The sequence below is a fragment of the Barnesiella sp. B2-R-119 genome (genome assembly GCF_023656675.1).
GTDB classification, from domain to species: domain Bacteria; phylum Bacteroidota; class Bacteroidia; order Bacteroidales; family Barnesiellaceae; genus Barnesiella; species Barnesiella intestinihominis.
Map to the genome: position 1 here is coordinate 165,065 of NZ_JAMOKL010000006.1, position 18,718 is coordinate 183,782.

The 18,718-nt window shown below is 40.9% G+C and carries 16 protein-coding genes; 1 reads left to right on the forward strand and 15 read right to left on the reverse strand.

All coding sequences use genetic code 11. From position 1 onward, the window contains the following. Positions 1 to 11 precede the first annotated feature (11 nt). From NBH06_RS11780 to NBH06_RS11840, 13 genes are all read right to left on the reverse strand, one after another. Positions 12 to 1,112 (reverse strand): SGNH/GDSL hydrolase family protein, encoded by a 1,101-nt coding sequence (locus NBH06_RS11780; protein ID WP_250794511.1) that lies wholly within the window; start codon positions 1,110 to 1,112, stop codon positions 12 to 14. Positions 1,113 to 1,276: 164 nt separating this feature from the next. Beyond that, entirely contained in the window at positions 1,277 to 2,005 is a 729-nt protein-coding gene (locus NBH06_RS11785) for a hypothetical protein (RefSeq protein WP_250794513.1), read from the reverse strand. A 35-nt stretch (positions 2,006 to 2,040) separates the two neighbouring features. Further along, positions 2,041 to 3,237 carry an outer membrane beta-barrel protein gene (locus NBH06_RS11790; RefSeq protein WP_250794515.1) on the reverse strand — a complete coding sequence of 399 codons (1,197 nt, stop codon included), beginning with the start codon at positions 3,235 to 3,237 and terminating at the stop codon, positions 2,041 to 2,043. Between the two features lie 24 nt (positions 3,238 to 3,261). Further along, positions 3,262 to 3,789: an RNA polymerase sigma factor gene (locus NBH06_RS11795; RefSeq protein WP_008862134.1), complete on the reverse strand. Its 528-nt coding sequence runs from the start codon at positions 3,787 to 3,789 to the stop codon at positions 3,262 to 3,264. Between the two features lie 147 nt (positions 3,790 to 3,936). Then, positions 3,937 to 5,181: a DUF1015 domain-containing protein gene (locus NBH06_RS11800; protein WP_046412302.1), complete on the reverse strand. Its 1,245-nt coding sequence runs from the start codon at positions 5,179 to 5,181 to the stop codon at positions 3,937 to 3,939. A gap of 24 nt (positions 5,182 to 5,205) precedes the next feature. Next, entirely contained in the window at positions 5,206 to 6,474 is a 1,269-nt protein-coding gene (locus tag NBH06_RS11805) for an adenylosuccinate synthase (protein ID WP_008862132.1), read from the reverse strand. 31 nt (positions 6,475 to 6,505) lie between these two features. Beyond that, a complete protein-coding gene (locus NBH06_RS11810; protein ID WP_008862131.1) occupies positions 6,506 to 6,976 on the reverse strand; it encodes a Fur family transcriptional regulator in 471 nt (156 codons plus the stop codon). Positions 6,977 to 7,031: 55 nt separating this feature from the next. Further along, positions 7,032 to 7,718, reverse strand: a complete 687-nt coding sequence (locus tag NBH06_RS11815; RefSeq protein WP_250794517.1) for a DNA alkylation repair protein — start codon at positions 7,716 to 7,718, stop codon at positions 7,032 to 7,034. A 124-nt stretch (positions 7,719 to 7,842) separates the two neighbouring features. Further along, complete coding sequence (locus tag NBH06_RS11820) at positions 7,843 to 9,894, reverse strand: dipeptidyl-peptidase 3 family protein (RefSeq protein WP_250794519.1); 2,052 nt, start codon at positions 9,892 to 9,894, stop codon at positions 7,843 to 7,845. Between the two features lie 25 nt (positions 9,895 to 9,919). Then, positions 9,920 to 11,104, reverse strand: a complete 1,185-nt coding sequence (locus NBH06_RS11825; protein WP_008862128.1) for a class I SAM-dependent rRNA methyltransferase — start codon at positions 11,102 to 11,104, stop codon at positions 9,920 to 9,922. A 6-nt stretch (positions 11,105 to 11,110) separates the two neighbouring features. Beyond that, the gene (gene rseP / locus NBH06_RS11830; protein WP_195331212.1) at positions 11,111 to 12,433 is read right to left on the reverse strand and encodes an RIP metalloprotease RseP; all 1,323 of its coding nucleotides are present in this window, start codon (positions 12,431 to 12,433) and stop codon (positions 11,111 to 11,113) included. A gap of 15 nt (positions 12,434 to 12,448) precedes the next feature. Next, positions 12,449 to 13,609: a 1-deoxy-D-xylulose-5-phosphate reductoisomerase gene (locus NBH06_RS11835; protein WP_040296041.1), complete on the reverse strand. Its 1,161-nt coding sequence runs from the start codon at positions 13,607 to 13,609 to the stop codon at positions 12,449 to 12,451. A gap of 74 nt (positions 13,610 to 13,683) precedes the next feature. Further along, a complete protein-coding gene (locus NBH06_RS11840; protein ID WP_008862125.1) occupies positions 13,684 to 14,553 on the reverse strand; it encodes a murein hydrolase activator EnvC family protein in 870 nt (289 codons plus the stop codon). A 279-nt stretch (positions 14,554 to 14,832) separates the two neighbouring features. Between NBH06_RS11840 and NBH06_RS11845 the strand changes: the two genes are divergently transcribed. After that, the gene (locus NBH06_RS11845; protein WP_008862124.1) at positions 14,833 to 16,020 is read left to right on the forward strand and encodes an OmpA family protein; all 1,188 of its coding nucleotides are present in this window, start codon (positions 14,833 to 14,835) and stop codon (positions 16,018 to 16,020) included. Between the two features lie 72 nt (positions 16,021 to 16,092). On the opposite strand, the gene leuB is transcribed toward NBH06_RS11845, so the two are convergent. Next, positions 16,093 to 17,166: a 3-isopropylmalate dehydrogenase gene (leuB, locus tag NBH06_RS11850; RefSeq protein ID WP_250794521.1), complete on the reverse strand. Its 1,074-nt coding sequence runs from the start codon at positions 17,164 to 17,166 to the stop codon at positions 16,093 to 16,095. A 12-nt stretch (positions 17,167 to 17,178) separates the two neighbouring features. Further along, positions 17,179 to 18,717: a hydroxymethylglutaryl-CoA lyase-like TIM-barrel protein gene (locus NBH06_RS11855; protein WP_021892536.1), complete on the reverse strand. Its 1,539-nt coding sequence runs from the start codon at positions 18,715 to 18,717 to the stop codon at positions 17,179 to 17,181. Position 18,718: the final 1 nt, after the last annotated feature.

An 18,718-nucleotide genomic window follows, 5' to 3' on the forward strand; every position in this document is an offset into this window, starting at 1 on the left:
GTTGAAGATGGTTAGTCTGTCCAGCTCATTAACTTACGGAGAAATGGAGTCAGTTCGTCAGCCATTCGTTGTTGTTGTAAAAGGCTGGGATGCCAGCTTGCTCCGTATCCTAATTCTCCGGTTTGGGGAGTCATATCGAAACGATATACTTCGAGGTCTCCGGCTTTGTGAAGTGTATCGGAGAGTCGGTCGAGCGTATTTTTAACCAGAGACAACGACTCGCCATGAAGCATACAGCCTGTAAGCCACACGATTTTGGCTTTTGGATAATTATTGCGTACTGTTTTATGGAAAGCGAGATAGGCATTATACAAACGATCCGTATCATAACCGGGCGTGCTGGTATCATTTGTACCGAGGTTTATGCATACGACATCTGGGATATATCGGGAGAAGTCCCAAATTTCGGAGGAATCATTGAAAAGAGTTTGATTATACATGGCAGGCATACAATCTGGACTGCCTTCACGTGGCCCGTTATAATTTCGGTAGATACCTATTCCACTGCGAGCTATTGCAAAATGTTGGGCATGGAGGTTTCGGGCGGTGATTGCGGCGTAGGTGTAATAGTGATTTTCCGTTTCTTCGGTAAAGGGATCGGAGGCTTCAACACTCTCTATTCCATATCCGCATGTGATGGAATTACCGATAAATTCTATTTTGCGTTGTGGAAGGTTTGGCGGGGATACCAAGTTTTTCCCTTTGTCAAGCAAAAAGCCTTTGAATTCCGGTTGACGATGAAAAGACTCTATTACATTCATGATAGTCACGGTATGAACCGTATCGTTTAGTGCAGTGGCAAGGGTAACGATCGAGTCGGAGGGGGAATTGAATGAAATTTTGAAAGGGGCAGCATTGTCTATCTTTACCATAAAAAATCCACTCATGGGCTTGGCATACATTTTTAGAGATGTACCCCGGAATGAAGCCCGTATTTGAACTCCGGGATAATTGAAACGAATAGTATCCGGAGCTTTATGGCTGATACGGCCTATGTATTGAATGTATCGGTGCGAGGAATTTATAAACTCTCCTTGCAAAGAAAGAGTTTTCGAGAAAGAGCTGAACCCTGTCCATAGCAGGGCAATAGTAAAGAAAAAAAGTTTTTTCATCGTTTTTTATGAGTATTATAAGGAGACAAAGATAATATTATTTTGTAATTATTGCAATGAGTGAAATCGATAGAAATGCCTCCATTTTTATAAAAAGAAAGAGGTATCCTCACGGACACCCCGTCTGAAATTATAAACATCAAAAATAAAAGTTCTTTATAGAATTAGTTTAGTGTCGAAGGTCTGTTATATGTTATAGAAAATAGTTTACTGGTTCTGTCGCCGTTATTGGTCGATAAATTGGAACTTTCGGCATTGTATCTTACAACGACGTTAATATCTGTGTCACTCGGATATTGAGGTAATTTGAAAGAAATATAGTCCGAGCTTTTGCTATCTTTGATATTCCCTTTTTCATATATGAGAAAGAGAGTATCTGTTTTAGCCTCTGGATTGTATAATTTAGGTTGGACTAGCTTCAAAGAGCTCGGATCACCGTTTTCTACATCATGTTTGACATATGCAAAAGTCAATATCGTGTCGTCTTTGCGATAGCTTAGGAAAGGTTCTACACCATATAGTGTGGGCAATGTGTCACTAGCGAAAGAGGATATAGAATTGTCGAATGTATAGTTTTTACAATCGAATTTATGTACTCCTGCAATTGTGGCATTGTATATGCCTTGCGCCAATTGGGTTCCCTGATTATCGAAATCGATGGTCGTAGTAGCTAATATTCTGTCGCCTACTTCTAACCTTTCACCTTGTAATTCTGCGCTTGTCGCAGATATACCGGCTCGGTCTATAAACATATAGGAAGTTCCTGTCGAAGTTTTATAGATACTGCCCGTAGAGTATACAGATAATGTATTTCCACCATCGCCTAAACAGCCGGATAATGATAAAACGCCACAGAGTAAAATTAGAATAGATACAAGTTTCAATGTGTTCATTATTTTTTTGTTCTTAGTTTATAAATGTTGTTCGTTTAAAAGCCAGTTCTTATTCCCAACGTTAATCCAAAGTTGAAAGGTTTATCTTTCCATATATTGTGTATACTCGAATTATTCTCGATATAATATGCGATATGAGGCTCCAAATAAAGTTCCGTTTGTTTATACAGTGTGAGAGCCGCTCCTAATTTGGCCTGTACAGAGAATTGTACATTTTCATGTTCGAGCTTTTTATACCCAGATCCGGAAATTCCTTTGTCGTGCCCTTCGTCTTTCTGTTGTCCGGTAAGGTAAAAATCGACCTTACCTCCCGCAGAAGCATAAAAAGATGCTCGTTTCACTCGGGCAAATCGATATATAATATCTATGGGAATACCTAAATAATGTAATTCTTGGCTGCCATTTCCGTTGGTTGAATGATATTTGGAGTATAAATAAGTATATATTATACCTGATTCTAACTCCCAGTTTCTTGCCAAACTTTTGGAAACTGTGGCTCCCACAGATAATGGCATCTTGTGGTCAAACTCATAAACCGGATTCCTTTTTGCCGACATCATCATTAGCGGATTCCTCGTGCGAATAGCTTTTGCCGGATTCTTACTGTTTCCAGAGGTCGCATTGGATGCCATAAGTCCGAATTTTAGCCCATTGCTTTTACCCTTTTTCATCGGTTCGGTAATTGCAAGATCGGCTTCTTTCAGTTTTTTGCCGTCATTTTCGAAATCTTCTAACTTTTTCCGATAGGATTGTGAATCGTATTGTTCTGATTTCGTATTGTTAGATCTGTTTTCTACTTGGGATTCATTCATTTTATTCGTTTCGACGATTTCAATTTTTGAGTCAGTTTGAGTTTCTTGCTTTGTTTGACTCTGAGACTGAGGCGATGAAACCGGTAAAAATTTGAGTGTCTCTACCGAAGGAGATTCAATACTTGAATGAAGATTTGAAATAGAAGGTTGTGTTATTGTGGGAACCGTGTAATCCTCATTAACAGCGAGAGGTGCGGATATTTCTTTATCCGGATATTGCCATAAAGCCACCGTAACGATAACACCCATAACGATTGCAGCGGCCGAATACCACATGATACGACGATAGAGGGGTACTTTATTGGGTACTCTTTTAAGCAATCTCGACTCAATACCCGACCACATGGCATCCGGAACATCGGATTCATGTTGTACCAGTTTGGTGCGTATTGCTTTTTCGAAATTCTGATCGTCTATCATTAATAGATTGTTATCAATACCTGTTTACTTTAATTCTTTAATCCATTTTTGCAGCAATCTTTTTGCCCGTGTATACTGCGATCTCGAAGTACTTTCATTGATGTTTAAAGTCTCGGCTATTTCTCTATGTGAATAGCCTTCGATAGCAAACATATTGAAAACCGTCCGAAAGCCCGGAGGTAGTTGCGCGATGAGTTCCATCAATTCATCGGCCGAGATTTTTTCTACGGCAGAGTAGTCGGCCTCTTGCTGTGGTTCTAACGCATTTAACTCGACTCCGTTTCTTAACAGATCGTTTTTGCGTAAAGCCTCTAATGCCGTATTGACAAAAATACGCCGCATCCATCCTTCAAAAGAACCTTCGTAACTGTAACTCCGTATGGAAGAAAAAACTTTGATAAATCCGTCTTGCAAAAAGTCTTCTGCCATTTCTCGATTATCGGCATAACGCAAACACACTGACATCATTTTGCGAGCAAAAGTTTCGTAAAGTAACTTCTGCGCTCGAACGTCGTTGTTTTTACAAGCTTCTATCAGCTCTTTTTCATTCATACCGATTTACTCGGCCTGAGTTACTTCTACATTAAATAGATGTAATCAAACCCTTTTTTGCTGCATGAGATAAAAAATAATATAGCAGTTCTTTGTTAAATAATATTATATCAAAGAACCGCTAAGTGTGGAAATAGGCCAGCCTTCTCACTCCAATTTATGAATAATCAGCCCAGATCTTAATTTAGGTTCGAACCATGTTGTTTTGGGTGGCATTATGTTACCCGTATCCGCTATGTCCATCAGTTGTTTCATCGATACCGGATATAGAGCCAAAGCCATTTTCATTTCACCGCTGTCGACTCTGTGTTGCAATTCTTCGAGTCCCCGGATTCCTCCGACGAAATCGATTCGTTTGTCCGAACGTAAATCTTTTATACCCAAAATATCCCTGAGAATTAGGTCGGAAGATATAGTTACATCGAGTATTCCTATGGGATCGTTATCGTCGTATGTACCTTCTTTTGCCGTTAAGGAATACCATTTTCCATCTATATATAGAGAAAAATTATGTAGCTTTTTCGGTTTATATATTTGCACTCCTTTTTCTTCGACAATGAAATTTTCTTTTAGTTTTTCAAGAAATTCATGAGGGGTAAGTCCGTTCAGGTCTTTTACAACTCGGTTATAATCGATAATCTGTAATTGAGAGGCTGGAAAGCAGACAGCTAAGAAGTAATTGTATTCTTCGTCACCGCGATGATTGGGATTTTGCCGGGCTTTTTCATTCCCCACTAGGGCGGCAGCAGCCGTTCGGTGATGTCCGTCAGCAATATATAAACTGGGAATTTGTGCAAATAGTTCTGTAATTCGAGCTATCGTTTTATCGTTGTCGATTACCCAAAAATGGTGTCCGAATCCATCGGGAGCTACAAAATCATATTCAGGAGAAACAGAAGTTTCTTGTTTGATGATTGCATCGAGTTCTGTATTATCAGGATAAGCGAAGAATACCGGTTCGATGTTGGCATTATTGATACGCACATGTTTCATACGGTCTTCCTCTTTATCTCGCCGAGTAAGTTCGTGCTTTTTAATTGCTCCCGACATATAGTCTTCGACGCATGCACCTACGACCAATCCATATTGAGTATGTCCGTTCATGGTTTGAGCGTAGATGTAATAATGTTCTTTGTTATCTTGTACCAACCAACCTTTCTCTTGGAACATATTAAAGTTCTCTACCGCTTTTTGATAAACTTCTGGGCTATGTTCGTCCGTACCGGAAACGAAATCGATCTCAGGTTTAATAATATGGTAGAGCGATTTTTCATTGCCATCAGCTTCTTGGCGCGCTTCTTCTGAATTGAGAACATCATAAGGCCGTGAGGCCACCTGCTCGACGAAATCTTTCGGAGGACGTATTCCCTTGAATGGTTTAATCTTTGCCATAGTAGATAGAGGTTAGGTTAGTTATTATTTATTGGAGAGGATAATCGTTTGTTCACGATCCGGTCCCACCGATACAATTTGGATAGGTACTTGTAATTCTTTTTCCAAAAATGCGATATAATCATTGAACTTCTGGGGAAATTCTTTTTCTGTGTGAATCTTAGTCATATCGGTTTTCCAGCCCGGAAGTTCTACATAAACCGGTTCAATATTTTCTTCAATAGAGTAGGGGAATTCAGTAGTTTCTTTTCCATTTATCCGATAAGCGACACAAGCCTTAATGGTTTCGAAAGAATCGAGAACATCGCTTTTCATCATGATTAGTTTGGTTACTCCATCTATCATAATTGCGTATTTCAAGGCTACCAAATCGATCCAGCCGCAGCGTCGTTCTCGTCCTGTCACAGCACCGTATTCATGGCCGAGGTCTCGTATTTTCTTTCCGGTTTCGTCGAATAGTTCAGTTGGAAAGGGGCCGCTTCCTACCCGGGTACAATAGGCCTTGAATATACCATACACTTCTCCGATTTTACTAGGAGCAACTCCCAATCCGGTACATGCCCCGGCACATACGGTATTCGATGACGTGACGAACGGGTAAGAACCGAAATCGACATCGAGCATCGTTCCTTGCGCTCCTTCGGCGAGGATAGATTTTCCTTCTTTCAGGTAATGATTGATAACGTGTTCGCTGTCAATGATTTTAAATCTTTTCAAGTATTCGATAGCTTCGAACCATTTGGGTTCCAATTCGTCTATGTTGTAATCGTAATTAAGAGAGCGAAGAATATTTTCGTGTTTAGTTTTTGCCGTGGTATATATTTTTTTGAAATCGAGGAATATGTCGCCTACGCGAACACCGTTTCTACTGATTTTATCGGAATAGGTGGGTCCGATACCTTTTCCTGTGGTCCCGATTTTGGAGCTTCCTTTCGCAGCTTCATAAGCCGCATCGAGAATTCGGTGTGTGGGTAAAATCAGGTGAGCTTTTTTTGAAATGTAGAGGCATTGGGTGAGATCGTGTCCGCTTTCGGCTAAACTTTCGGCTTCTTCTTTGAACAGAATAGGATCCAAAACTACGCCATTCCCGATGATATTTATTTTCCCTCCTTGAAAAATACCCGAAGGAATAGAGCGTAAAACATATTTTTCGCCTTTGAATTCCAGTGTATGGCCGGCATTGGGGCCTCCCTGAAAGCGAGTGATTATATCATAATTGGGTGTCAATACATCAACGACTTTACCTTTACCTTCGTCGCCCCATTGCAATCCTAAGAGAACATCGACTTTCATAATTTGAGTGTTATGTAAACTTTAATTCGGTTTATTTCTTTTCGATTTTATCTTTTTTGTTTTTGTTGCTACATCGGCTACAAATGCCATAGACATATAGGGTATAGTACGATGTATTGAATTTATTGAATTTGCGAGTATTCAAATTGGACATCAAATCCAAATCTTTTACTTCCCTGACTTTACCACATTTCATACAGATGAGATGATGATGGTTGGCATTATATACTCGTTCATACTGTGCCAGATTACTCCCGAATTGGTGTTTGCGCACTAAGTTGGCTTCGAGTAACAGATCTATCGTGTTATAGACCGTGGCTTTGCTTACTCTGTATCCATTTTGGATCATAGCTTCATATAGAGTTTCTACATCGAAGTGTTGAGTTGTCGTGTATATTTTCTCCAATATAGCAAACCGTTCCGGGGTTTTTCGTAAATTCCGGGATTCTAAAAATTGTATAAACAACTGTTTTACAGTTTCTTTTGATTTTTCTTCTGGCATGGTAAACAACCTATGTTACAAATTTAGCTATTTTTGTATTACAAGCAAAACAAATTCAGTTTGAATCGTATCTCGAAAATTCTTTGAACAGTTCCTTTTCTTGGTTTAATTCATCGAATAAGTTACTGTATAACTCATTGTTCTCGAATGAGTTTTTTGAATTCGACAGAATATAGACAGAAAGTTTGTCATGATGCATGGCTTGTTTGAGATAATTGACGGCAGGAAAAGCTAAATTGACATTTGGGTCTGCCACTTTTTTTAGTGCGATATCGGCTATCTGCTCGAATATCGAAATGTCGTTTATTTCGTGGTGGTCGATAAGCCAAGCTGTCGCTAACTGCAATCCGGTATACTGTCGTATCATCTTGTCGGAGAGACTCCATGACAGTGCTTTTCGAGGTGCGAATCGGAGTCGGCGGAACAGGCTTTTACAGCATATATCGGCAATTTCGATATTGGGCATATTCGTGACCCACTTTTCTGCTTCATCTTCGTTAAATTCATCTGAGGGGTAGAGCATAGGCGCCAGCATCATCGATTCACGCACGGCGGTATCGTTCCACAAAGCATTTGCCAGTTGAGCATCCGCCGGTATCTCTTCGGCTATTTTTTTTAACAGGGGTAATGTTAGTCCAAAGTTTATTTTGTAGTTGGCTCCGAGATTTCTCATGTTTTGAGAAACGATCCCGTTCATTGCCTGTCTGAATTTAAGTTTTATGTCTTTGATTTTTTGTTGCATGATGTGTAATTGAAATTTGTTGCAAGATACAAATTAAAAATAAGCGAGTAAAGATGTTTTGTAGAAAAAGAGCACCCCGATATATCTGGCATATATCGGGGTGAGGATAGTATCGTTGTATCGATTATTTACAAACAACGGGTATAGACGTATAGATAGGCAGAGGAGAATAATCTTTGGAGTATCTCAACATTTGCTCGGCATATCCTTCGTTATAGGAGATTTGTATGTCGGTTATATTTCCGTTCTCGTCGGTGATAGGTGTATAGACCGGATTTACAAATCCTTTGTACGGAGCTATGTGTAGGTTTTCATATCGAGCCAATACCTCATTGTGCAAATCTTGGTCGACAATTACTCCATACTCCTCGACTAAGTTTTTACCGCTTTCGTAATCACCTTCCGATTTTATCCGTTGTACTTCGGCCAGTAATTTACCGAACAAACTCCGTAGTTTTTCATAATCATTGATGACAACGTAAGTTTTTCCATCACGTTTGGCAAATTCCACGACATTGTCGGCTTTACCATGTTCGTAGGCCCAACGGGCGATTAATTGGCGATTACGCATGTGCGACTCTTCTATGTTTTTTCCCGGTTCTATGCGGGTGAGCTGAGTCATGAGCCCGTTCATCATGTATTTGTAATAAGCTGCTTTGTAAGCATCTTCCGAAGGAAGAAGACCTAATTCCAATATTTTGGGATCGGCCATATAATATAGAGCGAACAAGTCGGCACGAGCTTCTTCCAATGTGGAGCTATATGCTTTTAATGCATCGGGATCTACACCGGGTAACAATTTACCGGATCCATGACCCAAGCATTCGTGTAAATCGGTGTGAAGGTTGTCGGCTTGGAAGAGGTAGTTATTCATCAAATTCCGTTCGGTATCGCTCCATACGAACTCATCGTTGAATCCGTTACCTTGCGCGGCTTTCTCGTAAGCCTCGGTAATGTTTTCGATCGTTACCGATTTTGATCCGTGAATGTGGCGAATCCAGTTAGAGTTGGGTAAATTGATACCTATGGGGGTGGAGGGGTAACAGTCTCCGGCTAACATTGCCGCTGTGATTACTTTGGCTGAAACACCTTTTACTTTATCTTTTTTGAATCGAGAATCCACCGGAGAATTGTCTTCGAACCATTGAGCATTATCGCTGATCGTATGAGTCCGTTCCGATGCTTCGAGATTTTTAAAGTTGACGATAGATTCCCAGCTCGCTTTCATGCCCAATGGATCGCCGTAAGTTTCGGTAAAACCGTTGACAAAATCTACTTGGGAATCGAGATCTTTTACCCAGAGAATGGCATATTCGTCGAATTGTTTCAAATCACCGGTTTGGTAATAATCGATGAGTTTCTCGATGACTTCTTTCTGTTGTTCGTTTTCTGCTACGCCGGCAGCTTTTTCGAGCCAATATACAATCTTCTCGATAGCTTCGGTATAGAGTCCGCCCACTTTATAGGTTTCTTCTACGATTTTTCCGTCACGTTTTACTAAACGGCTATTCAGTCCGTACGAGATAGGAGTTTCGTCTTTGGGATTTTTCATTTTGTTGTAAAACGCTTCTGCCTCGGCCTGAGTCACACCATCGTAATAATTGCATGCCGAGGTGACGATGAGGTCCTCACCGGCAGCTTGATTTACTCGTTTGGGCATGACCGAGGGATCGAAAATAACAGGAGTCAATGTATTGAGTAGATCGTCTACACTTGCACCAGTGGTTAGAGGAAGTGTTTCAGGGTCGAGCGATTTAACAGCTTCGGTAAAAAATTCTTGTGAAAATTCGGGAACAAATTTGTCACAGCCGTAGTGATGGTGAATTCCATTTGAAAACCACACCCGTTTCAGATAAACTTCAAAATTTTTGAAATTCTGACTTTCGCGGTCTCCGGTATAGTTTTGATAGATTGCTTCGAGAGTGCGGCGAATGGCCAAGTTCCATTTTCCGTTTTGGTCATAAAGTATATCCCGGCCGTATGCCGCAGCTTCGGAGAGGTAATAAACCAATTCTTTTTGTTTTAAAGATAATTCCTCGAATCCGGGAACTTTATAACGCAGGATTTCAAGATCGGCAAACGATTCTACGGTGTAATCGAAGTCGTCTTTTTCCTGTTTGGTAGCACAAGATGCTAAGATAAGCAATGAAGCCATTGTACAAACAATTTTTTTCATATAACGTGATTTTTTGAAATTTGGTTTATTCTACATACAAGACTAACCCTTTCAAGTATTCACCTTCCGGGTGATAGATATTAACCGGGTGGTCGGCGGGTTGAGTCAGTTGGTGTAAAATGCGGACATTGCGTCCCGATTGTGCTGCGGCACTGAAAACAGCCAATCTGAAATTTTCTTTACTTACTACTTGCGAACAAGAGAATGTGAACAATATTCCTCCCGGACGAATTTTTTCGAATGCTTTTGCATTCAGTTTCCGATAACCTTGCAAAGCATTATTCAATACTTTTTTATGTTTTGCAAATGCCGGTGGATCGAGAATAATTAAATCATATTGATCTCCCATAGTATCCAAAAATTTGAACGCATCTTCGGCAAATGCTTGATGCCTGTTATCTCCGGGAAAGTTCAACTCTACATTTTTGCAGGTCAGATCGATAGCTTTCGAAGAGCTGTCGACCGAATGTACCAATTTGGCATTACCCCGCATGGCGTAAAAAGAGAAACCGCCGGTATAGCAGAACATGTTTAAAACCGATCGTCCGTGAGCGTAGCGTTCGAGCAAGGCCCGGTTTTCCCGTTGGTCGACGAAGAACCCGGTCTTTTGCCCACGAACCCAATCGACATAAAATTTCAGTCCGTTTTCCGTGGCGATATTAGGTGCATCGCCCCCCAACAGATATTCGTTTTCTGCATCAAGTTCTGCTTTATAGGGGAGAGTAGTTTCCGATTTGTAGTAGATATTGTCTATCGCATTTCCCAAAACCGATTTCAACGCTTGGGCTATTTGATGACGGGCGTAATGCATGCCCGGAGTATGAGCTTGCATGACAGCCGTTTTATTATATAAGTCGATGATAAGCCCCGGTAAATTGTCTCCTTCTCCATGTACCAATCGGCAGGTATTGTTATACTCTCCGTTAAGGAGACCGAGACTTAATCGCACATTATATGCCTCTTGCAATCTTTTGAAGTAGAATTGCTCGTTTATTTCTTCCGGTTTAAAAGTCAATATACGAACGGCAATACTACCGATTTGGTATTGGCCTATACCGATAAAATTTCCTTGATGGTCTGTTACCTCGACGATATCTCCTTCTTCTGGTTGTTTCTCAAAGCGATATATCGCTCCTGAGAATACCCATGGGTGGAATCTGTGGAACGAGTCTTCTTTCCCCGGTTTTAATGTTATTTTAATGTAGTCCATAGTCTGTTACTTAAAGAAAAATCGGAATATATCGTTTCCATTAGCATAAATCAATAATGCAAATAGGAAGAGCATGCCTCCCATTTGTGCGTATTCCATAAATTTATCGTTCGGTTTCCTTCTTGTAATCACTTCGTATAGTAGGAATAAGACATGTCCTCCGTCAAGAGCAGGAATAGGTAAAATATTCATGAAGGCTAATATGACCGAGAGAAATGCTGTCATGCTCCAAAAAGCCTCCCAGTCCCATGTTGCCGGGAATATACTTCCGATAGCTCCAAATCCGCCTAAACTTTGAGCTCCTTCTTTGGTGAATACATATTTCATACTACTCACGTAGCTCTTCAATTTGTCCACTCCCAATTCTATCCCTTTGGGAAAAGATTCCCAGAATCCATAATGTTCTGTGACTATTGCATAACTATCGCTCAAAGGAGCAATGGCTATGCCTAATCGTCCCAAAGAATCTGTCGTGATTTCTGTCGTTTTCACTTCTGAGCCTCGGGAGTAGACAACCGACACGCTGGTGTTAGGTTTGGATTCCAGTATTTTGTGCATTTCATTTAGTGATGATGCCTTTTCTCCATCGATCGATTCTATATGGTCTCCCTTTTGCAGACCGGCTCGTGCTGCCCCGGTATTCGGGGAGGCTTCGAACACGACAGAAGGAATACGGTATAATGCGAACAGTTCTTCTTTATCGATCAATCGTAACATAAAGTTTTTGGGGATTTCGATGGTTACTGTGTCGTTATCTCGCAAAACTTTCACCTCTTTGGCGTCTACTATTTTTTGAAGGGTCTCGCTCGACATATAATTCAAATCGACACCGTCGGCCGAGAGAGGAATATCTCCGTTTTGGAATCCTATGTTTCTTGCCGACTCACAGTATTCCATACCAGCGTAAGCGTTTTTGAACGGTATATAAGATGTTCCCCATGTGTAGACGATCATCGAATAGATGAAGACGGCCAAAATGAAATTAAATACAACGCCCGCTACCATAATTAGGAGCCTTTGCCATGCCGGTTTCGACCGAAATTCCCACGGTTTGGGCGGCTGGCTCATTTGTTCTCTGTCCATCGATTCGTCGATCATTCCCGAAATCTTCACATATCCTCCGAACGGTAGCCAGCCGATTCCATATTCGGTATAGCTATTTTTAGGTTTGAATTTGAAAAGAGAAAACCACGGATCGAAAAACAGATAGAATTTTTCAACCCGAACCTTGAACATTCGGGCGAATATAAAATGTCCAAATTCGTGGAAAATGACTAATATGGAGAGGCTTAATAGTAGTTGTACTGTTTTTATTAAGAATGTTTCCATTAATAATGCTATTTTTTATTGATATGATTTAACAAGTTCGGTCGCATAATTGCGGGCTAATTTGTTTGTGTGGACGTAATCCTCATATTCGGGTGACTCGATAAATTCTATGTGCTCCATTGTTTCAGAAACAATGCGGGCAATGTCGGGGTAGGCGATCGTGTCGTTAAGGAAACCGGCTACGGCTATTTCGTTGGCCGCATTCATAATGCAGGGCATATTCCCACCTGTTGCGACAGCGTCAAATGCATATCGTAACAAAGGGAATCGTTCGAAATCGGGATACTCGAATGTGAGTTCGGAGTATTGTTCGAGTGTCAATTTCGGAGCCGAGCTTTCCAAACGAGCAGGATAGGACAAGGCGTATCGAATGGGGAGTCTCATATCTTGGGTCCCCAGTTGAGCTTTGACAGATCCATCTTTGAATTGAACCATAGAGTGCACGATAGATTGCGGGTGTACGGCAATTTCTATGTTTTGAGGGGATACGTCAAACAGCCATTTGGCTTCGATCATTTCAAAGCCTTTGTTCATAAGTGTTGCAGAATCTATGGTAATTTTATGTCCCATGTGCCACTTGGGGTGTTTTAAAGCGTCGCTTTTGGTAACATGCGCCATCTGTTCTGCCGTGAATTTTCGGAATGGTCCGCCGGATGCCGTTAAAATGATTTTCTCGATAGGATTATCTCCTTCGCCAACTAAGCACTGGAAAATAGCAGAGTGCTCCGAATCGACAGGAATGATAGGTGTCCGGTATTCGAGAGCAAGACGTTTGATGAGATCCCCGGCAACTACCAATGTTTCTTTATTGGCCAAAGCAATGGTCTTATGAGCTTCGATAGCTCGTATAGTAGGTTTTAACCCCGAATATCCTACCATTGCCGTGACTACTATATCGATGGGCGCTGCCTCTACGATTTCAGAAATGGCATTTTCTCCCGCATATATTTTTATAGGGAAATCTTTCAGAGCTTCTTTCAGCTTATTATAATGAGCTTCGTTGGCTATTACTACCGAATCGGGATTAAAATGTTTGGCCTGTTCTATCAGCAAGTCGACGTTATTATTCGCTGTTAATGTGTATACCTCGAATAAGTCGGGATATTCGGCGACAACTTCTAATGTTTGAGTTCCAATCGATCCGGTAGAGCCTAATATTGCTAATTGCTTTTTCATTCGGTTTAAGAGGTCAAATCTCAATTTTAACTTTACAAAGGTATAAAATAAAGTGTATCTTTAATGAATCGGGATTAGAAAGTGATATATTTTTCCGGGTCTAACGACTGACCCATGTGCCACAATTGAAATTCGGCCACACATGATTGTTTTGAGGATTTACCATCTTCCCACCCGGTCACGGCTATTTTTTCACCTCCCGATACTTTATCTCCTATGTTTTTAAGAATCCCCGAATTATATTTATAGACCGACAGGTAATTATTGCTGTGCTGTATATATACGACATATCCGTAATCGATTGTATAACCGGCGGAAACAATCGTGCCATCGAGGACGGCAGAAACAGCTGTATTTCTGGGGCACTGTATGTCGATACCGAAATGTCCTTCTTTGGGGTTATAGGCTTTGATTATTTTGCCTTTTAGCGGCGGGTAAAACAGTTTTCCGTCGATAGGAGTAGTCGGGGTAAAAACATTTAGCGTGTATTTTTCTTCTTGTTCGTATTGCTTGATATAGTTTGCCATCAGTTTAGATTCCGGTAGAAGAGTATCTGTCGTTGTGGAAAGCAGACTGTCGGCTTGTTGTCCGATAGAATCTATTTTTATTTCACCGGTAAGTATGGAAGCAAGATTTTTTATATATGCGTCGCGACGCTGTACTTCTGCCGCCAAAGAATCGACTCTAAGGATTTTATCAACCATTTCGATTCGTTCTTCTGTTTTCAAATATCCGGGTAATAAATTTTTTACAGGTGTACCTACGATTACAGAGAGTATAGCTACGACAATCAGACCAATGAGAAGAATGGCGGTCATTATGGCTCCAAATCGGGAAAAACAAATAGTCCATACATCTTCAAGAGAGCTTTCGTTGAAAAATGTAAGTTTGTATTTGGAGCGTTTTTTTGAGAAAAAATCAGAATTTTTTTTATTTCGTTTCATAAATATTACCTCTGTTATTCGATGGGTAAAAGTTTCGCATTCATCGGTATGTGCAAATTTAATAATTTATTACCAACCGGTATAACCTGTTTTCATTTTTTATAAGAAGCTTATATAGCCTAAATAATATAGAATTTTACTATCTCTTTTTTTGACGGTTGGTGAACACATTCTTTTATCTGTTTGTTTTAATTTACAAAAACGGATAATAGCGTTTGACTTATGCTCCTGTTTTTTTTGAAATGTAATTGCAAAATTGTATAACTAAAACAAATTAAAATGAAAACAAATTTCTTTTATTTAGCAGTAGCCATAGCTACAACTTCGCTTTTCTGTTATTCCGAATCGGCAGGAGCTCAAGCGATTATTGTTGAAGAAGATGTTTCGGTAACAGAGGTTGTACCTACCAAGCCTCGGTATTATTCTGATAGTCATAAAAATAACTGGTTTATTTCGATAGGAGCCGGAGGTCAAACTTTTTTGACCGAACATGTAGGAGATGCTCAATATACGCTGGCTATGGACTTTGCTATCGGTAAATGGATCAGCCCGTATTTGGGATTCCGGTTATCTGCGATGGGAGGTGCTTTACATACCAATTGGCCGCTTGCCGAAGGAGTGATGACACATATGCGTTATGCTGCGGTTTACGGCGATATCATGTGGAATATGTTTAATACTTTCCACGGTTATAACGAGGATCGTGTATTTTCTATCATACCTTTTGCCGGAGCCGGTGGTATTTATTCATTCCATAATACTCCATATAATAATAAAACGTATGCTTTCCCTATAACAGCCGGTATTAAGTTGAATTTCAGATTGTCGCATTATGTCGATTTCTTCTTGGAGGGACGAGGTAATTTAATTGGCGATCATTTTAATGGAATTGTCGAAGGAACAGAAGTCGAAAGTGTTATTTCGGCAATCGGAGGTTTTTCTATTAAATTCGGCAAAGACCGATTTAAGGCATACGATGCTTATGCCGATCAAATGGTTATCGGCGATTTGAATAATAGGGTTAATGCATTGAGGGCTCAATTGAACGAGTGCGAGTCAAGAGTTGTGGAATGTCCTCCATGTCCAGAAGCGGTTGTCGAGGAGGTAACTGTAATAGAGCCAGCTGCTTGTAGCCAAGAGTTGACGGGTGTAGTACGCTTTACGATCAATAGCGCTGTTGTTTCTAATGAAGAAATGGTAAATGTTTATAACATAGCACAATGGATGAAAAGCAATCCTTCTTGTAATATCTCGGTAATAGGGTATGCCGATAAAGCAACCGGAACACCCGAGTATAATAAACAATTGAGCCAGCGTCGTGCAGAGTCTGTTGTCAAATTATTGACCGAGAAATACAATATAGATAGAAAACGAATACAGATTATTGCTAATGGTAGTGATTCTCAATTATATCCGAAAAATAATAATTGGAATAGAATTGTCGTATTTTCTGGTTCGGTTCAATAGATAATTAGATAAGGAAGTAGCAAAAAAGCGGATAGTATTCAAAATTTACTATCCGCTTTATTATTGCTTTGATCAGTGGCTTTTTATCCATTCGACAATCCATTCACCTACGTCGTCGGTATGGTAGGATTTCGTACTTGTGCCGGCGAGGTCTTCGGTCACGATTCCGGCATTCATCGATTTGGACACGGCCGTTTGAATCGATAAGGCTTCTTCTTTCAACCCAAATGCATATTCGAACATCATAGCCGCCGACAATATGGTCGCCAACGGGTTAGCTATATTTTTCCCTGCTGCCTGAGGATAGGACCCATGTATAGGTTCGAATACAGAAGTATGCAGGCCAATCGATGCCGATGGCAGCATGCCTAAGGATCCTGTGATAACGGAACCTTCGTCGGTGAGTATATCGCCAAACATGTTTTCGGTAACGACGACATCGAAACTTTTGGGACATTGAATCATGCGCATGGCAGCGTTATCGACGAATAAAAATTCGGTTTCGACTTCTGGATACTCCGATGCTATTTCTTGCGTGATTTCTCTCCATAGTCGGGAGGTCGCCAATATATTCGCTTTATCGACCATTGTAACTTTTTTACGCCGTTTCATGGCGTATTCGTATGCTAATTGGACAATTCGTACAATTTCTTCCCGACTGTATATACAGGTATCATAGGCTATGTTCCCGTCTTCACTACGGCCTTGTGGTCGTCCGAAATATAGTCCTCCTGTTAATTCTCGGATACACATAAAGTCTGCGCCGTCGATAATATCGGAACGGAGGGGGGATTTATGAATCAATCCGGGAAAGGTGGTTATGGGACGAATATTTGCGAATAGTCCGAGCTTTTTCCGCATGGCAAGTAATCCTTGTTCAGGGCGTACGGTAGCATTGGGGTTATTGTCGTATTGGGGCGAACCTATGGCTCCAAACAAAACGGCATCGGAGCGCATACATAATTCATGAGTAGAGTCGGGGTAGGGCAATCCGGTTTCTTCTATGGCGCAAGCTCCTACCGGGGCTGTTTGATATTCCAGAGAATGTCCGAATTTTTCACAAACGGCTTTCGTTACGTTCAAAGCCTGTTCCACTACTTCTGGTCCAATTCCGTCGCCGGGCAATACTGCGATATGTAATTTCATATTCTTTCTATTTTAATTGTCTTGTATATTCAGCTCTTTATCTTCTATTAAGTTAAGCATTTTGATTGTGGCTTGTATGGCGGCTTCCATTTGGTCGGCATCCAATCCCTGTGTTTTCAAAATATTTCCATTATAATCCCATGAGATAACGGTTTGTACCAATGCATCGGTGTGTCCGCCGGGAGGTATGTTTACTGTATAGTTTGTCAACGACGGGAACGTTCGTCCGAGTTGTTCTTTGTATATCTTCCGTATGGCTTTTACGAATGCGTCGTATTGTCCGTCGCCGGTAGACGCTCCTTCGTATGTTTTTCCGTTTACTTCGATGGCAATGATTGCTACTGGCTTTAATCCCTGAGAAAGGTTTAAAGTATAATTTATTACCTTGACGTGCTGAGCTATGGTTTCGTGTTTTAATACGTCTGAAATGATATAGGGAAGATCTTCTGGGGTAACCATTTCTTTTTTATCACTTAACTCGACCACTCTCTGAGTTACTCTCTTGATGGATTCGTCATCGAGTTCGATACCTAACGATTCGAGATTTTTACGGATATTGGCTCTCCCGGAAGTCTTGCCAAGTGCATATTCGCGTTTCCTCCCGAATCGTTCGGGTAATAAATCATTGTAATAAAGATTGTTCTTATTATCTCCGTCGGCATGAACTCCCGCACATTGAGTAAATACGGATTCTCCAATAATAGGTTTATTGGCTGCGACTCGTATTCCCGAATAGGATTCAACGATACGACTCACTTTGTTTACCATGTTTTCGGTAATTCCGGTTGTTGCTTTTACGTGATCATGCAACACGGCTACGACACTGGTGAGGGGTGCATTTCCTGCTCTTTCGCCCAGCCCGTTTACGGTACAATGCACGCCTTGTATTCCGGTTAGAGTTGCAGCGAAAGTGTTGGCAGTCGCCAAATCGTAATCGTTATGAGCATGAAAGTCGAATCGTAAGTCGGGGTAACGCCTGCGCATGGCTCTGCAAAATTTTAGCGTTTGAAGAGGATTCAAGATACCTAATGTGTCGGGCAACATGAACCTTTCCACAGCTTCATTTTTTAAAGCATCCATTAAATGAAAAACGTATTGAGGGGAATGTTGTATCCCATTGGACCAATCTTCCAAATAGAGATTGATTTTCAGTCCGACTTCTTTCGCTTTCTTAATAGTTTGTTTGATATCTTCGACGTGTTCCTGTACCGTTTTTTGAAGTTGGAAGGTACAATGTTTTTCCGATCCTTTGCAGAGCAAATTCATCACTTTGGCTCCACAAGAACGAATCCATTCGATAGAAGCTCCTTTATCGAGAAATCCCAATATCTCGATTTTGTCGATGTGTCCTCGTTTCTCGGCCCATTCGCATAATTGTTTCGCCATTTCGTATTCTCCGGTGGAAACTCTTGCCGAGGCAATTTCGATGCGAGGAATTTTTAGGTCTTCTAAAAGTAAGCGAGCGATACTCAATTTTTCCTGTCGGGCGAACGATACCCCCGACGTTTGTTCTCCGTCTCGCAGAGTAGTATCCATAATTTCTACAACCATA

Coding starts and splice junctions, on each gene's coding strand:
- NBH06_RS11845 (WP_008862124.1), top strand. CDS start 14,833: ATGAAAACAAATTTCTTTTATTTAGCAGTAGCCATAGCTACAACTTCG.
- NBH06_RS11820 (WP_250794519.1), bottom strand. CDS start 9,894: ATGAAAAAAATTGTTTGTACAATGGCTTCATTGCTTATCTTAGCATCT.
- NBH06_RS11835 (WP_040296041.1), bottom strand. CDS start 13,609: ATGAAAAAGCAATTAGCAATATTAGGCTCTACCGGATCGATTGGAACT.
- NBH06_RS11815 (WP_250794517.1), bottom strand. CDS start 7,718: ATGCAACAAAAAATCAAAGACATAAAACTTAAATTCAGACAGGCAATG.
- NBH06_RS11800 (WP_046412302.1), bottom strand. CDS start 5,181: ATGGCAAAGATTAAACCATTCAAGGGAATACGTCCTCCGAAAGATTTC.
- NBH06_RS11785 (WP_250794513.1), bottom strand. CDS start 2,005: ATGAACACATTGAAACTTGTATCTATTCTAATTTTACTCTGTGGCGTT.
- NBH06_RS11780 (WP_250794511.1), bottom strand. CDS start 1,112: ATGAAAAAACTTTTTTTCTTTACTATTGCCCTGCTATGGACAGGGTTC.
- NBH06_RS11825 (WP_008862128.1), bottom strand. CDS start 11,104: ATGGACTACATTAAAATAACATTAAAACCGGGGAAAGAAGACTCGTTC.
- leuB (WP_250794521.1), bottom strand. CDS start 17,166: ATGAAATTACATATCGCAGTATTGCCCGGCGACGGAATTGGACCAGAA.
- NBH06_RS11805 (WP_008862132.1), bottom strand. CDS start 6,474: ATGAAAGTCGATGTTCTCTTAGGATTGCAATGGGGCGACGAAGGTAAA.
- NBH06_RS11855 (WP_021892536.1), bottom strand. CDS start 18,717: ATGGTTGTAGAAATTATGGATACTACTCTGCGAGACGGAGAACAAACG.
- NBH06_RS11810 (WP_008862131.1), bottom strand. CDS start 6,976: ATGCCAGAAGAAAAATCAAAAGAAACTGTAAAACAGTTGTTTATACAA.
- NBH06_RS11840 (WP_008862125.1), bottom strand. CDS start 14,553: ATGAAACGAAATAAAAAAAATTCTGATTTTTTCTCAAAAAAACGCTCC.
- NBH06_RS11790 (WP_250794515.1), bottom strand. CDS start 3,237: ATGATAGACGATCAGAATTTCGAAAAAGCAATACGCACCAAACTGGTA.
- NBH06_RS11795 (WP_008862134.1), bottom strand. CDS start 3,789: ATGAATGAAAAAGAGCTGATAGAAGCTTGTAAAAACAACGACGTTCGA.
- rseP (WP_195331212.1), bottom strand. CDS start 12,433: ATGGAAACATTCTTAATAAAAACAGTACAACTACTATTAAGCCTCTCC.